The sequence below is a fragment of the Solimonas fluminis genome (genome assembly GCF_002930645.1).
Taxonomy (GTDB): Bacteria; Pseudomonadota; Gammaproteobacteria; order Nevskiales; family Nevskiaceae; genus Solimonas_A; species Solimonas_A fluminis.
Genome location: NZ_PSNW01000003.1, coordinates 75063 through 89368, shown reverse-complemented (window position 1 = coordinate 89368; position 14306 = coordinate 75063). Strand labels below are relative to the sequence as shown.

Sequence of the window (14306 nt, the reverse complement as noted above, 5' to 3'; positions counted from 1 at the left end):
CGGGCTGGAGCAAAATGTTCAACAACACTCGTGGGTTGCTGTTTGCGGCTGTTTCGTCGCTGATGCTGGCCGCCTGCGGTGGCGGGTCGGTCGGCAATGGCACCGGCAACCCTAATCCCGGCGGTCCGGCAGATCCGGTATACAGCATGGGTGTTCTGAACGGCTCCACCTTCACCGCAGGGGCCATCGAGATCGGCACGACGCCGGTGGCGGCCGGCGGTAGCACCACCCTGCGCGTCAATATTGTTGATACCGCGAACGGGAACGCCCTGGTCACGAGCCTCGTGGAGGTATCGTTCTCCTCCCCTTGCACTTCGAATGACCGCGCGTCGATCGACACCCCCGCATTCGCCACCGCCGGCCAGGCCTCGGTTACCTATCGGGCACTGGGGTGCTCGGGCAGCGACGTGGTTCGCGCCACCGCGGTCGTCAACGGCACGACGGTCGTGGCGCAGGGCACGGTTACCGTGCAGCCCTCGCCGATCAGTTCGCTGCAGTTCGATTCCGCCACCCCCACAGCGATCCGGCTGCGCGGCGCTGGCCAGCCGGAGACTTCGGCGGTGCGGTTCCGCGCGCTGAACTCCGCCGGCGGCCCGGTGGCCAATGTCGATGTAACCTTCAGTCTCGATACGACGGTCGGTGGCATTACGCTGAACCCCACGACCGGCAAGACGGACAGCAACGGCTACGTGCAGACGACCGTCCGTTCCGGCACGGTAGCCACCAGCGTGCGCGTTACCGCCGAAACCGGCTTGCCCAACGTTCCGCCGGCGCAGTCGGACTCGCTGGTCATCTCGACGGGATTGGCGGATCAGGACAGCTTCTCGCTGAGCGTGGGCTGCTTCAACATCGAGGGCGGTGACTACGACGGCACCACGACCAACGTCAACATCCGCGCTGCCGATCGCTTCAATAACCCTGTGCCGGATGGAACGGCTGTGGCCTTCCGGGCAGAGGGCGGAGCGATCCAGCCGCAATGCCTTACCACCGACGGCGCCTGCTCCGTGACCTTTACCTCGCAGCAGCCGCGCGTCGCGAACCGTCGCGTGACGATCCTGGCGACGGCCATCGGCGAAGAAAGCTTCACCGACGTCAATGGCGATGGCCGCTACGACGCTGGCGAGCCCTTCGCTGACCTGGATGAGGCTTTCGTCGACAATGACGAGGATGGTGTCCGCGACACCAACGAGCCCTTCCTGGATTTCAACAACAACGGCAGCTTCACGACCGGCAGCGGCAACTTCACCGGCGTGCTCTGCGATTCGGGTTGCGACACGGCCACCTCGCTGCATGTGCGTGATTCGCAGCGCATCATCATGTCCGGCTCCGCCGCGACCATCCTGATCTCCCCCAGCCCCATCGATCTGTCCAATGGCGCTGTGGGTGTGAACGTACTGGTCTCCGACAGCGTCGGCCAGCCCATGCCGGGCCAGACCACGGTGACGGCCACGACGTCGCTGGGCTCCATCGTAGGAGACAGCACCTACATACAACCTTGCACCAGTGTGGGCGCGCCGTATCCCTATAATTTTGCGATCCAGCCGCCGGACGGGCTCGACGAGCCGCGCTCGGGCATCTTCACGATCAAGGTGACCACTCCGCGAGGCGTCGTGAGCACCCAGACGGCCACGGTGACGTTCACGCCGGATCCCGAGCCGCCTCTGCCGCCGCCGGGTCCGCTGAACTCGATCAGCTTCGTCTCCGCGACGCCGACCACGATCGGCATCAAGGGCACCGGCTTGAACGAGGTCTCGGAACTGGTCTTCCAGGTCCGCACCACCAACGGTGGCCCGCTGCCGAACCAGACCGTCACCTTCACGCCCAACACCGTTGTTGGCGGGATTCAGCTGGAACCGACCAGTGCGGTGACCGATGCCAATGGACGCGTCGTGACTCGCCTGCGCGCGGGTACAGTGCAGACCACCGTCCGCGTGACGGCAACGGCCAGCCAGATCAACAGTGGCGTGGAGACGAAGGTATCGACCGTCTCCAGCAACCTGACGATCACCACGGGCCTGCCCGACCAGGACAGCGTGTCGCTGTCGCTGTCGACGCATAATCCTGAAGCCTGGACCCGCGATGGCACCCCCGTGACGGCAACGATTCGCGCCGCGGACCGCTTCAACAATCCGGCGCCGGATGGTACCGCCTTCGCTTTCCGCACCAACGGCGGCTCGATTGTGGGCTCTTGCCTCATCGAGAATGGCACCTGCTCCGCCACTTGGCGCAGCCAGAATCCGCGGCGTGCGCGCAGCCAGGTCCTGGCTTACGCCATCGGCGAGGAAAGCTTCGTGGATCTCAACGGCAACGGAATTTATGACACCGGGGAGCCGTTCGAGGACCTGCCGGAGCCTTGGCTGGACAACGATCTGGACGGCATCTACGACGCTGGGTCGGAAGAGTTCGTGGACTTCAACAGTAACGGCGTGCGCGATGACTCCAATGGCCTGTTCACCGGCACGCTTTGCGCCGGCGCTGGCTGCGACACGAGGAAGAGCCTTTACGTGTTCGATACGGAGACCCTGGTCATGTCGGATTCCAGGCCCGTGATCGATATTAATCCTCCGACTGCCGACATCGTGGTGAGCGGGGGCAGCTTCGTGCTCGAAGACGGCACTGTGCCGACCGTGACGATCCCGACGCGCGCAGGAACCGGCGGCACGGTGGCCTTCCGCGTGGTTGTCCGCGATGTCAACGATCAGCCGATGCCTTCTGGAACCACGATCACCTTGGCGAACGACGGCGGCGACGTAACGATCACTCCGGTCGATTCCTTCGTTGTACCCGACACGATCGACGACACCGCAGAGGGCAACACTTACTCCTGGACCATCGTCGACGAGGCTTATGTGCCGGGTGACCAGTTGGGCGCCCTGACGCTACGGGTAGTCAGCCCCAGCGGCATCGACACGCGGTATGAACTGCGTCTGCGCCTTGACGATGTGACGCCTCCCTGACGCTGAGAGCGGCAGACAAACAAGAAGGGCGGCGCAAGCCGCCCTTCTTGTTTGCGGCGACACCTCTCAAGCCGACTTGCTAGGGCGTGCGCAACCGCAACAGCAGGTACCCCCCGCCGAACAGCAGCATCAGCATCGCCGAGGCAAAGCCCTGCTGGGCCTCGCGGCGTTCGCGGGCGATGTCGGCGTCGATCTCCTGGCGGATCTGCCGGCGCAGGCGTTCGCGGTCCTCGGTGGAGGGCTGCAGCTGCGGGCCGCGGCGTTCCAGGTCCATGGCGAGGTTCAGTTCCACCGAGGCCTGCAGGTCCTGCTCGCTGTACTGCGGCAGGCGCCACCAGAGTTCGCCGTAGTAGGCGCCCAGGCCCAGGCCGAGGGCGGCGGCGATGATCGGCAGGGTGTGCAGGCGGGGCTTGGGATTCAAGGGCTTCATGGGGTCGGCGGCGGCAGGCGCTTGTGCTTGTATTCGCAGAGGTCGGCGATGCCGCAGCGCATGCACTCGGGCTTGAGGGCCTTGCAGACGTAGCGGCCGTGCAGGATCAGCCAATGATGGGCGTCGCGCCGGAATTCCTCCGGCGTGAACTTCAGCAGGCGGTCCTCCACCTGGCGCACGTTCTTGCCGGGTGCCAGGCCGGTGCGGTTGGACACGCGGAAGATGTGCGTGTCCACGGCGATGGTGGCCGCGCCGAAGGCGGTGTTCATCACCACGTTGGCGGTCTTGCGGCCGACGCCGGGCAGGGCCTCCAGGGCCTCGCGGTCGCGCGGCACCTCGCCGCCATGCAGGTCCAGCAGCTGCCGGCACAGGCCGATGACGTTCTTCGCCTTGGTCTGGTACAGGCCGATGGTCCTGATGTGCTGCTTCAGGCCCTCCTCGCCCAGGTCCAGGATCGCCTGCGGCGTATTGGCCACGGGAAAGAGCCTGGCCGTGGCCTTGTTGACGCCGACGTCGGTGGCCTGGGCCGACAGCACCACGGCCACCAGCAGCTCGAAGGGCGTGCTGTAGTTCAGCTCCGTGGTCGGTGCCGGGTTGGCGGCGCGCAGGCGCGAAAAGATCTCGTGTCGCTTGGCAGGGTTCATTGGGGTTTCGCGGCTTTCGCGCGGGCGGCAGCCAGCGCCCGGGCCACCGGGTCGAGCGCCGGGGCCTCGCTGGGATCACCGGCCGAGGCGCGGGCCTTGAGCATGGCCTTGCGCTGTTCGTGGCTGCTGCGCCGCTGCTCGGCCAGGCGCGCCAGGCGGCGCTCGCGCTGCTCGTAGCGGCGGCGGAACTGCGGCGCCCGCGCGGGCATCGAGAGCTGTGGCGCCTCAACCATGGCGATGCAGTCCACCGGGCAGGCGGGGATGCAGAGTTCGCAACCGCTGCATTCCGCGGCGATCACGCTGTGCATCCGCTGGCTGGCGCCAAGGATGGCGTCGGTGGGGCAGACCTGGATGCACTTGGTGCAGCCGATGCAGACCGGCTCGTCGATCACGGCGACGAAGCTCTGCGTGATCGGTGCGCCGTTGGCGGGGTTCATCGCCGTGACCGGGCGGCCGGTCAGTTCGGCCAGGGCGGCGATGCCCTCGTCGCCGCCCGGAGGGCACTGGTTGATGCCGGCGGTTCCTTCCGCCACGGCCTCGGCATAGGGCCGGCAGGCGGGGTAGCCGCAGCGCTGGCACTGGGTCTGCGGCAGCAGGGCGTCGATGCGATCGGCTAGCAAGCTCATGGGGCAGAAGAAGTCGCTGGCTGGATTCGTCGGGCGGCATCCCCCGCCCCTTGCCCCTCTCTGGAGGGGAGGGGGCTAAGGCGGGATTACTTGATCCGCATGCCCGGTTCGGCGCCGCTGTCCGGCGAGAGCAGGAAGGGCTTGCCGTCGCCGTGGCTGGCGGCCAGCACCATGCCCTCGGACAGGCCGAACTTCATCTTGCGCGGCGCCAGGTTGGCCACCATCACCGTGAGACGGCCCACCAGCTGTTCCGGAGCGTAGGCGGACTTGATGCCGGCGAAGACCTGGCGCTTGCCCAGCGGGCCCAGGTCCAGGGTCAGCTTCAGCAGCTTGTCGGCGCCCTCCACATGCTCGGCGTTCTCGATGCGCGCGATGCGCAGGTCGACCTTGCCGAAGTCCTCGATGCCGATGTGCGCGGCATCGCCGGCAGCCGCCGGGGCGGCGGCCTTGGCGGCGGCGGTTTCGGGCTTCTTGTCCGCGGGGGCGGCGCTGGCGGCTTCTTCGGCGAGCATGGCTTCGGTGGCTTTGGTGTCGACGCGGGTGATCAGGGCGGCGTAGGGGCGGATGTCGGTGCCCAGCAGGGGCTTGTGCGCATCGGCCCAGCACAGGGGCTGTTCGGCGCGCAGGAACTGCTCCACCTGCGCGGCCACGCCTGGCAGCACCGGCTTGAGGTAGATCGTCAGCTGGCGGAACAGGTTGAGGAAGGTCGTGCAGACCTGGTGCAGCTCCTCGCGACGCGCCTCGTCCTTGGCCATGGTCCAGGGTGCGAGCTTCTGCACCTCGGCGTTGGCGTCGTCCGCCATCAGCATGATCTCGCGCATCGCGCCGGCATAGTCGCCCGACTCGTACAGGCGCGCGAGGTTCTCCGCCTCGGCGGCGAAGTCCTCGAACAGCGTGCGGTCGTGCATGGCCACGGCCAGGCGGCCGCCGAACAGCTTCTCGACGAAACCGGCGCAGCGGCTGGCGATGTTGACGTACTTGCCCACCAGGTCGCTGTTCACGCGGTTGGTGAAGTCTTCCAGGCTGAGGTCCAGGTCATCCGGGCCGTCGCCGAGCTTGGCCGCGAAGTAGTAGCGCAGGTACTCCGGATTCAGATGGTTCAGGTAGGTGCGGGCACGGATGAAGGTGCCGCGCGACTTCGACATCTTGGCGCCGTTGATGGTCAGGTAGCCGTTGACGTGCAGGCGCGTCGGCGTGCGGTGCTGCGAGCCCTGCAGCATCGCCGGCCAGAACAGGCCGTGGAAGTTGACGATGTCCTTGCCGATGAAGTGATGCAGCTCGGCCTTCGATCCGGCGGCCCAGAACGCGTCGAAATCCAGCTTGCGCGGTGCGCAGAGCGCGCGGAAGGCGGCCATGTAGCCGATCGGCGCGTCCAGCCAGACGTAGAAGTACTTGCCCGGCGCGCCGGGAATGGCGAAGCCGAAGTAGGGGGCGTCGCGCGAGATGTCCCAGTCGCGCAGGCCGCCGTCGAACCACTCCTGCAGCTTGGCGCGGATCGACGAATGGGCCACCTCGCCGGCCAGCCAGTCCTGCAGGAAGGCCTGGAAGCGCGGCAGCTCGAAGAAGTAGTGCTCGGAGTCCTTCATCACCGGCGTGGCGCCGGAGACCACGGAGCGCGGGTTCTTCAGGTCGGTGGGCGCGTAGGCGGCGCCGCAGTTCTCGCAGTTGTCGCCGTACTGGTCGGCCGTGCCGCAGCGCGGGCACTCGCCCTTGATGTAGCGGTCCGGCAGGAACATGTCCTTCACCGGATCGTAGAGCTGCTGGATCGTGCGGCTGGCGATGGCGCCGCCCTGCTTCAGGCGGGTGTAGATCAGGGCCGACAGCTCCTCGTTCTCGGGCGAGTGCGTGGAGTGGTAGATGTCGAAGTCCACGCCGAAGTCGCGGAAGTCGCGCTCGTGCTCGACCTTGACCCCGGCGATGAAGGCTTCCGGCGTGACGCCGGCTTTTTCAGCGGCCAGCATGATCGGCGTGCCGTGGGCATCGTCGGCGCAGACGTAGTGCACCTCGTGTCCCTGCAGGCGCTGGTAGCGCACCCAGATGTCCGCCTGGATGTAGCCGACCATATGGCCCAGGTGGATCGGGCCGTTGGCGTAGGGGAGGGCATTGGTGACCAGGATCTGGCGGCTCATGGGCGGACAGGTATTTGTATGGACTCGGATTATCGCACCTGCCAAGGGGCGGCGGACAGTTCAGGCCCAATTCATCGGCGCCCCCTAAGCTGGCCCCAAGTCCTGCAAAGAGCCACCCCGGAGGCACCCATGAACCGCAAACTGCTCGCTCCCCTCGTGCTGGCGCTCGGCGCCACGCTGCTGCCCCTGGAGGCGGCGTTTGCCCACCCGCCCGACTGGGCGCCGGCCCATGGCTACCGGGCCAAGCACCGCTACATGTACTACCCCTCCCACCAGATCTACTACGAGCCGGCCAGCACCACCTGGTTCTGGCTGGACGGCGGCAACTGGCGCTTCGGTGCCAGCCTGCCGGTGTACTACCAGCAGTACACGCGGGGCGGCGTCTGGGTGGACCTGGATGAAGACCGGCCGTACCACCAGCACGACTACGTGGTCCGGCACTACGGCCGACCGCGCCCGGTGGTCGTGGAGCATCATTACCATGACCGGCCGCGCAAGGTCGTCGTGGAGCACCGCTACGACGACGACCGCCGCCGCGGCAAGGACCTCAAGCACCACAAGCGCCACAAGCACGATCGCGACGATTGACCCTGCAGCCCGGCCCCGCGCCGGGCTTTTTCATGGGGCGGCGGGTTAAACTGCCCGCCCCATGAGTACCCTGACCCCCGATGCCATCGCCGCGGTCCTGGACCGCCACGTCCATCCCCTGATCGGCCGCAGCCTGATGGCCGCCGGCGCCGTGCGCCGCATCGAGGCCGGCCGCAAGCCCGCCATCGACCTGGAAATCGGCTTTCCGGCCGCCGGCCTGCGCGATTCGCTCGCGGCGGCGGTGCGGGCCGACGTCAAGGCGGCGCTGGGCGTGGAGCCGGACGTGCGGATCGGCTGGAAGATCCTGTCTCAGGCCGTGCAGAAGAACCTGCAGCCGCTGCCCGGCATCCGCAACATCATCGCCGTGGCCAGCGGCAAGGGCGGTGTCGGCAAGTCCACCGTCTCGGTGAACCTGGCGCTGGCGCTGCAGGCCGAGGGCGCGCGCGTCGGCATCCTGGACGCCGACATCTATGGCCCCAGCCAGCCGCAGATGCTGGGCAGCCGCGGCCGTCCGCAGTCGCCGGACGGCAAGAACATGTACCCGGTCGTCGCCCATGGCCTGCAGGCCATGAGCATCGGCTTCCTGGTGCCGCAGGACGACCAGCCGATGATCTGGCGCGGCCCGATGATCGCCCAGGCCCTGGGCCAGCTGCTCAACGAGACCCGCTGGGACGACCTGGACTACCTGGTGATCGACCTGCCGCCGGGTACCGGCGACATCCAGCTGTCGCTGTCGCAGCGCGTGCCGGTCAGCGGCGCCGTGGTGGTGACCACGCCGCAGGACATCGCCCTGCTGGACGCGAAGAAGGCCTTGCAGATGTTCCGCAAGGTCGAGGTGCCGGTACTGGGCGTGGTGGAGAACATGAGCACGTTCTGCTGCCCCAACTGCGGCCACAGCACGCCGATCTTCGGCGAGGGCGGCGGCGCGCGCATGGCGCAGGACTACGGCGTGGAGATGCTGGGCCGCCTGCCGCTGGACATCCGCATCCGCCAGCAGGCCGACAGCGGCAAGCCCACCGTGGCGGCGGACCCGGAGTCCGAGCTGTCGCAGCTCTACCGCGACATCGCCCGCCGCGCCGCCGCGGGCCTGGCCTACGGCACCGCCGACGACGCATTTCCGAGCATCGAGATCACGGAAGACTGATGAGCATCAAATCCGACAAGTGGATCCGCCGCATGGCGGAGCAGGGCATGATCGAGCCGTTCGCGCCGCAGCAGGTGCGCCATGCGGCCGATGGCCACAAGATCGTGTCCTACGGCGTCTCCAGCTACGGCTACGACGTGCGCTGCGCCGACGAGTTCAAGATCTTCACCAACATCAACTCCACCATCGTGGACCCGAAGGCCTTCGACCCGAAGAGCTTCGTGGACGTGAAGTCCGACGTCTGCATCATCCCGCCCAATTCCTTCGTGCTGGCGCGCACCGTGGAGTACTTCCGCATCCCGCGCAGCACGCTGGTGGTCTGCCTGGGCAAGAGCACCTACGCGCGCTGCGGCATCATCGTGAACGTGACGCCGCTGGAGCCGGAGTGGGAGGGCCATGTGACGCTGGAGTTCTCCAACACCACGCCGCTGCCCGCCAAGATCTACGCCAACGAGGGCGTGGCGCAGATGCTGTTCTACGAATCCGACGAGGTCTGCGAGACCTCGTATGCGGACCGTGGCGGCAAGTACATGGGCCAGCAGGGCGTGACGCTGCCGAAGACCTGAGCTTGTCTCCCTATGCCCGCAAGCAGGGATGCCGGCGACTACGCCGGTCAGGTGCTGTGGTTCTCTGATGGTTTATTTCGCCTAAGGGCGAGTTACTTCTCTTTGATATACGTCAAAGAGAAGTAACCAAGAGAAAACGTACCCTGCCATCCGCGGCCCCGCTGAAGCGGGGCAACCTGCCTGGTGGACGAGTGCGACGGGTCGGACCCACAGGCCATCCCTGGCCTGAGGGTTCTCGGCCGGACATCCTGTCCGGCTCGACCCTGCACTCGACCCCCAGGCAGGCGCTGCTGGAAGGGAACCCGGAACGTCAACGGCATTCGCTCGCGCTCACCAAGACTTCGGAAGAGTCGCGGATGCCTTTACTCGCTCACATCTTCTGATTGCGCAGAAAAGCCAAAGCCCCCTCTCCCCTTGCGGGAGAGGGGTTGGGGACGAGGGCATGGATGCCCGAGGTAGGGCAACGCAGGAGCAGTTGCCGAGAGGGGGAACGTGAAGTGACTAAACCAACCGTTCGCCCTGAGCCTGTCGAAGGGTGAGCCAGGGCTGTCGCGGAGTGCCTTGAATGGCACTCCACGCCGGCGAACGCCCGGCCATGGATGGCCGGGCGGGGCTCGATCCGGAAGTGAAGTCCCGCCATGGACGGCGCCCCCAAAAAACGGAACTCCGTTAGGAACTCCACCACTCCAAAACTAAAATATCCCCACCAGCCCAGGTGCGCCTCGGGCTACAGGCGCAAGGCTCCGCGCCGGCACAGACGGTTCGGCAGACAACCGAGTAGGGCTCTGCCCCTGCATCCGCGAAAGGGTCCGGGGACTCGCCTGTCTCTTTTACAAGGTAGAGGTACTGCCCGCCGGGTCCGCAAGGACCCGGTGCGGCAGCTTGTACTGCCAACAAAACGAAAGTTTTTTCTTGGGGGAAGGGGCTGAAGTGACGGGTTCCTGTTCGCTTCGCAGCCCCGAGCTTGCCGAGGGATCACAGGCTGAACGCGTTCAGGTCAGTGCGGCCTGCTGCGTCTCCTGCCACCGCGCCGGCGCCACTCCCGTCCACCTCCGGAACGCTCTCGCGAAATTGCTCGGATCGGTGAACCCCAGCAGCCAGGTCACCTCCGCCGCGCTGCGCCCCTGCCTCAGGTACGACAGCGCCAGCTCGCGCCGCGTCTCGTTCAGCAGTTCCTTGTAGTTGGCATCCTCCGCCGCCAGGCGGCGCAGCATCGTGCGCGGCGTCAGCTTCAGGGCGGCGGCCACGGCCGCGCGCGAAGGTTCGCCGGCGGGGAGCTGGCGGATCAGGTGCTCGCGCACGCGCTGCGATACCGGCTGGGCGTCGAAGCGGCCCAGGTAGTCGGCGGCGGCGGCGTCGTAGTAGCGCAGCTGCCGCGGGTCGGCGCCGGGCAGGGGCTTCTGCAGCTCGGCCAGGTCGAACACCAGGCGGTTCTGCGGCTGGCCGAAGCGCACCGGGCAGCCGAAGGCGGCCAGGTAGGGGGCCGTGTCGGCCGGGGCCGCATGGCGGAACTCGCAGGCCAGCAGCGCCTGGTTCTGGGCGGAGAGGCCGCGGCCCAGCTGCACCGTGGTGGCCATGAAGGCCTCGAAGGCGGCGTCGGCCAGGGGCACGTCGTGGTGCGGCGGGCGGAACACCAGGGACAGGCGCGGACCTTCCCGCTCCAGCGCGATGTGGGCGGCGTCGCTGACGATGCGCGAATAGCGGGCCAGGCGCAGCAGGCCGTCGTGCAGGCTGGGGCTGATGACCAGGGCCGGGCCCAGGGCGTGCAGGGTCCCGGGCTGCACCTGCCGCGGCAGGTCCAGGGCGAAGGCGGGCTCGCCGGTGGCGATCACCGCCAGCTGCCAGAGGCGGGTCATGCCGCGCAGGGGGTAGCGGGCCTCGGGCTCCTCGCGGCGGGCGTAGTCCAGGCCGGCCTGGGCGAACAGGGCGGGGGCGTCGCAGCCGCGGGCCTGCAGGGCGCGGGCGATGGCGGCGGCCCAGCTGGCGAGGGTGGTCGGTTCCGGCAAGGTTCGGGGCGGAATGGGGCTCTGGCGAAAACACTGTCCCAAACGGACCAGTCCTGCAAGGGCGGGGCTCCTTAAGCTGGCGAAAACCATTCGAGGAGACCGTCCATGATCCGCCCGATCGCCGCCCTGGCCGTCGCCGGCCTGCTGGCCCTGCTGTCCGCCTGCAAGGAAAAGGCCGCCGCCCCGGCCGCGCCGCCGGCGGCCAGCCCCGAGGCCCTGAGCGCCCACAGCGCCGAGTTCCGCAAGGAAGTCATCCAGGCCGCGGAAGGCGTCTACGTGGCGGTGGGCTACGGCATCGCCAACTCCATCATGCTGGTGGGCGACGACGGCATCATCATCGTCGACACCATGGAGGACGAGGCCACGGCCAAGGCCGTGCTGGCGGAGTTCCGCAAGATCACCGACAAGCCGGTCAAGGCGCTGGTCTACACGCACTCGCATCCGGACCACATCGGCGGCGCGCGCGTGTTCACCGGCGGCTCCGACGCCGTGCCGGTCTACGCGCAGCGCGAGGTGATCCGCAACATGGATCGCACCACCTTCGAGCTGCAGGAGGCCATCACCCGCCGCTCGCTGCGCATGTACGGGCCGATGCTGCCGCCCGAGGAGATGGTCAATGTCGGCCTGGGGCCTGGCCTGGAGATGCACGAGGGCAGCGTGGTCGACATCCTGCGGCCCAACAAGCTGTTCGACGACCGGCTGGCGGATCGCGTGGCCGGCATCGACTTCGAGCTGATCCATGCGCCGGGCGAGACCACCGACCAGCTGTTCGTGTGGCTGCCGAAGCAGCGCGTGCTGCTGCCGGGGGACAACCTCTACAAGACCTTCCCCAACCTCTACACCATCCGCGGCACCACCTACCGCGAGCCGAGGCTGTGGGCCGATTCGCTCGACAAGATGCGCGCGCTGAAGCCCGCCGTGCTGGTGCCCAGCCACACGCGCCCGCTGCAGGGCGAGCAGCAGATCGACGAGATCCTGACGACCTACCGCGACGGCATCCGCTACGTCAACGACCAAGCCCTGCGGCTGATCAACCTCGGCTATACCCCGGACGAGATCGCGCCGCGCATCAAGCTGCCGCCGCACCTGGCGGCCTCGCCGTTCCTGCAGGAGTTCTACGGCAAGCCGGGCTGGTCGGCCCGCAGCATCTTCAGCGGCAACCTCGGCTGGTTCGACGGCAACCCGACCAACCTGCAACCGCTGCCGCCGGAGGAGCAGGCGCAGAAGATGATCGCGCTGGCGGGCGGCGCCGAGGCGATGCTGAAGCAGGCGAAGGACGCCGATGCCAAGGGGGAGTCGCAGTGGGTGCTGCAGCTCACCGACTACCTGCTGCGCGCGCAGCCCGGTGCGCCGGAGGCGAAACAGCTGCGCATCAAGGCACTGCGGGCCCTGGGCGAGCGCGAGGCCAACCCCAACGCGCGCCACTGGTACCTGGTGACGGCGCGCGAACTGGCCGGCGAGTTCAAGCTGCCGGGCCGCATCATGAAGCCCACGCCGGAAATGCTGGCGCAGCTGCCGCTGCACCGCTTCTTCGATGCGCTGGCGATCAACCTCGATCCGGAAGCCTCGGCGGAGGTCACGACCTCGGTGGCCTTCGAGTTCACCGACAGCCCGGAGCGCTACACCTACATCGTGCGCCGCGGTGCCAGCGAGGTGGTGCCGGAGCTGCGCGGCGACGCCGACCTCGTCGTGCGCGTCTCCGGGCAGGCCTTCAAGGAAATGCTGGCGCGGCTGCGCAATCCGGCGGTATCGCTGGTGCGCGACTTCGAGGTCACCAAGGGTGGCAAGCTGGAGTTCGCGAAGTTCATGAAGCTGTTCGAGCCGGTGGAGGAAGGTCACTGATGCGCCACGCCGCGATAACGGCGCTGGCCCTGCTGCTCACCGCCTGCGGCAGCGGCAGCAGCGCGCCCGATACCGCCGCGCCGGCGCCTTTGCCTGAGCCCACGCCGGAAACCCAGGCGCTGGCGCTCAACTGCAGCTGGCTGCTGCGCAGCGACCAGGACCTGCTGAACCTCGCCTTCCCGGACGAGGCGGCCACCTACTGGGTGGCGGCCCTGCCGGCGTTGCCGGGAACACGCGTGCGCATCGACGGCGAATACCCGAAGTCGCGCTACTTCTCCTTCAACGCCTACGATCCGGCGCTGCGGCCCACCGACGTGATCACCGACTACCAGCTCGACCCGGCCGAAGGCGGCAATCCGTATCGCAGCGCCGGGGCGGCGGGCGGACGCTACGTGGCCTACCTGCGTCCCGGCACGGCACCGGAGCCGCGCGAGCCGAACACGCTCTACGCCGGCGGCATCGACCTGCTGGGCCGTGCCGAGCTGCCGAATCCCGCATGGCTGGTGCTGTACCGCATCTACCTGGCCGAGGGCAGCCGCAGCGGCGGCGTGCCGCTGCCGCGACTGACGCTGGAGACCGCCGATGGCGGCAGGACCCCGGTAGCCTTCGAGAGCTGCAATCCGCTGCCGCCCGAGGGCGTGCCGAGCCTGCTCAACGACCTGATCCGCCAGACCAGCAACCCGCTGCCGGGCCTGCCGTTCCCGCTGGCGCCCGAGCAACCGCAGGTGGTGCGCTTCTACGGCCTGCCGGAAACCCTGCGGCAACTCTTGAGCAACGCCGTGGGTTTCCCCCTGCCGCTGGGGGCGATCACCGGCGCCGATACCGGCGGCGGCTTCCTCAGCAACGTCGACAACGCCTACGTCACGAGCATCGCCAGCCGCGACAAGGGCTCGCTGTACATCCTGCGCGGGCGCGCGCCGAGGCATGCGCGCGTTCCCTCGGAGGCCCCGCTGGGCGCCGCGCAGCTCCGCTACTGGTCGCTCTGCACCAACGAATTCGTCAGCCAGCGCTATGTCGACTGTCTCTCGGACTACGAGGTGCCCGTGGATGCGCAGGGCTTCTTCACGCTGGTGGTGTCCGACCCCGCGCAGAAGCCGGCCAATGCCACGGACACGAATGCCATCGCCTGGCTGCCCTGGGGATCGATCTACCCGGACTCGGTGCTGATCTACCGCCACATGCTGCCCTCGCCGCATTTCACGCAGGCGGTGCAGAACGTGCCCTACGGTACGCCGGCGGCGGAGGTGATGGGCGACTACCTGCCGCGCATCGCGTATTGCGACAAGGCGACCATCGAGGCGGCGGGCAGCGCGGCACAGGCGTTCGAGACTTGCGCGGCGCGGTGACTGTGGCGTCGGTGGCGGCCGCTCCTAC

General features: G+C 67.9%; 10 protein-coding genes and 1 pseudogene. 6 read left to right on the top strand and 5 right to left on the bottom strand.

The window, feature by feature from the left end; all coding sequences use genetic code 11:
* Positions 1-14 precede the first annotated feature (14 nt).
* Positions 15-2957: an Ig-like domain-containing protein gene (locus C3942_RS06750; RefSeq protein WP_133164247.1), complete on the top strand. Its 2943-nt coding sequence runs from the start codon at positions 15-17 to the stop codon at positions 2955-2957.
* 79 nt (positions 2958-3036) lie between these two features.
* Here the strand turns inward: C3942_RS06750 and C3942_RS06745 are convergent, their stop codons facing one another.
* The 4 genes and pseudogenes from C3942_RS06745 to metG all read right to left on the bottom strand — a co-directional run bounded on the left by C3942_RS06745 (position 3037) and on the right by metG (position 6786).
* Positions 3037-3387 carry a hypothetical protein gene (locus tag C3942_RS06745; RefSeq protein WP_104229619.1) on the bottom strand — a complete coding sequence of 117 codons (351 nt, stop codon included), beginning with the start codon at positions 3385-3387 and terminating at the stop codon, positions 3037-3039.
* The gene (gene nth, locus C3942_RS06740) at positions 3384-4031 is read right to left on the bottom strand and encodes an endonuclease III (RefSeq protein ID WP_104229618.1); all 648 of its coding nucleotides are present in this window, start codon (positions 4029-4031) and stop codon (positions 3384-3386) included. Before nth ends, C3942_RS06745 begins: the two co-directional genes overlap by 4 nt.
* Positions 4028-4663: pseudogene (locus tag C3942_RS06735) on the bottom strand (RnfABCDGE type electron transport complex subunit B); the annotation flags it as partial. The gene nth and the pseudogene C3942_RS06735, both read right to left, overlap by 4 nt.
* Before the next feature lie 80 nt (positions 4664-4743).
* The gene (metG, locus tag C3942_RS06730) at positions 4744-6786 is read right to left on the bottom strand and encodes a methionine--tRNA ligase (protein ID WP_104229616.1); all 2043 of its coding nucleotides are present in this window, start codon (positions 6784-6786) and stop codon (positions 4744-4746) included.
* A gap of 129 nt (positions 6787-6915) precedes the next feature.
* On the opposite strand from metG, the gene C3942_RS06725 reads away from it, so the two are divergent.
* The 3 genes from C3942_RS06725 to dcd all read left to right on the top strand — a co-directional run bounded on the left by C3942_RS06725 (position 6916) and on the right by dcd (position 9084).
* On the top strand, positions 6916-7374 hold the full coding sequence (locus tag C3942_RS06725) for a hypothetical protein (RefSeq protein WP_104229615.1): 459 nt from the start codon (positions 6916-6918) through the stop codon (positions 7372-7374).
* Between the two features lie 61 nt (positions 7375-7435).
* On the top strand, positions 7436-8518 hold the full coding sequence (gene apbC / locus C3942_RS06720; protein WP_104229614.1) for an iron-sulfur cluster carrier protein ApbC: 1083 nt from the start codon (positions 7436-7438) through the stop codon (positions 8516-8518).
* Positions 8518-9084, top strand: coding sequence for a dCTP deaminase (dcd, locus tag C3942_RS06715; protein WP_104229613.1), 567 nt, complete (start codon positions 8518-8520; stop codon positions 9082-9084). Before apbC ends, dcd begins: the two co-directional genes overlap by 1 nt.
* 992 nt (positions 9085-10076) lie before the next feature.
* Here the strand turns inward: dcd and C3942_RS06710 are convergent.
* Positions 10077-11090: an AraC family transcriptional regulator gene (locus tag C3942_RS06710; protein WP_165797356.1), complete on the bottom strand. Its 1014-nt coding sequence runs from the start codon at positions 11088-11090 to the stop codon at positions 10077-10079.
* A gap of 105 nt (positions 11091-11195) precedes the next feature.
* On the opposite strand from C3942_RS06710, the gene C3942_RS06705 reads away from it, so the two are divergent.
* Complete coding sequence (locus tag C3942_RS06705) at positions 11196-12932, top strand: alkyl sulfatase dimerization domain-containing protein (RefSeq protein WP_104229611.1); 1737 nt, start codon at positions 11196-11198, stop codon at positions 12930-12932.
* Positions 12932-14278, top strand: coding sequence for a hypothetical protein (locus C3942_RS06700; protein WP_104229610.1), 1347 nt, complete (start codon positions 12932-12934; stop codon positions 14276-14278). The genes C3942_RS06705 and C3942_RS06700 overlap by 1 nt, the downstream gene beginning before the upstream one ends.
* Positions 14279-14306 lie beyond the last annotated feature (28 nt).

Coding starts and splice junctions, on each gene's coding strand:
- C3942_RS06745 (WP_104229619.1), bottom strand. CDS start 3,387: ATGAAGCCCTTGAATCCCAAGCCCCGCCTGCACACCCTGCCGATCATC.
- C3942_RS06705 (WP_104229611.1), top strand. CDS start 11,196: ATGATCCGCCCGATCGCCGCCCTGGCCGTCGCCGGCCTGCTGGCCCTG.
- C3942_RS06700 (WP_104229610.1), top strand. CDS start 12,932: ATGCGCCACGCCGCGATAACGGCGCTGGCCCTGCTGCTCACCGCCTGC.
- C3942_RS06750 (WP_133164247.1), top strand. CDS start 15: ATGTTCAACAACACTCGTGGGTTGCTGTTTGCGGCTGTTTCGTCGCTG.
- metG (WP_104229616.1), bottom strand. CDS start 6,786: ATGAGCCGCCAGATCCTGGTCACCAATGCCCTCCCCTACGCCAACGGC.
- C3942_RS06725 (WP_104229615.1), top strand. CDS start 6,916: ATGAACCGCAAACTGCTCGCTCCCCTCGTGCTGGCGCTCGGCGCCACG.
- dcd (WP_104229613.1), top strand. CDS start 8,518: ATGAGCATCAAATCCGACAAGTGGATCCGCCGCATGGCGGAGCAGGGC.
- nth (WP_104229618.1), bottom strand. CDS start 4,031: ATGAACCCTGCCAAGCGACACGAGATCTTTTCGCGCCTGCGCGCCGCC.
- apbC (WP_104229614.1), top strand. CDS start 7,436: ATGAGTACCCTGACCCCCGATGCCATCGCCGCGGTCCTGGACCGCCAC.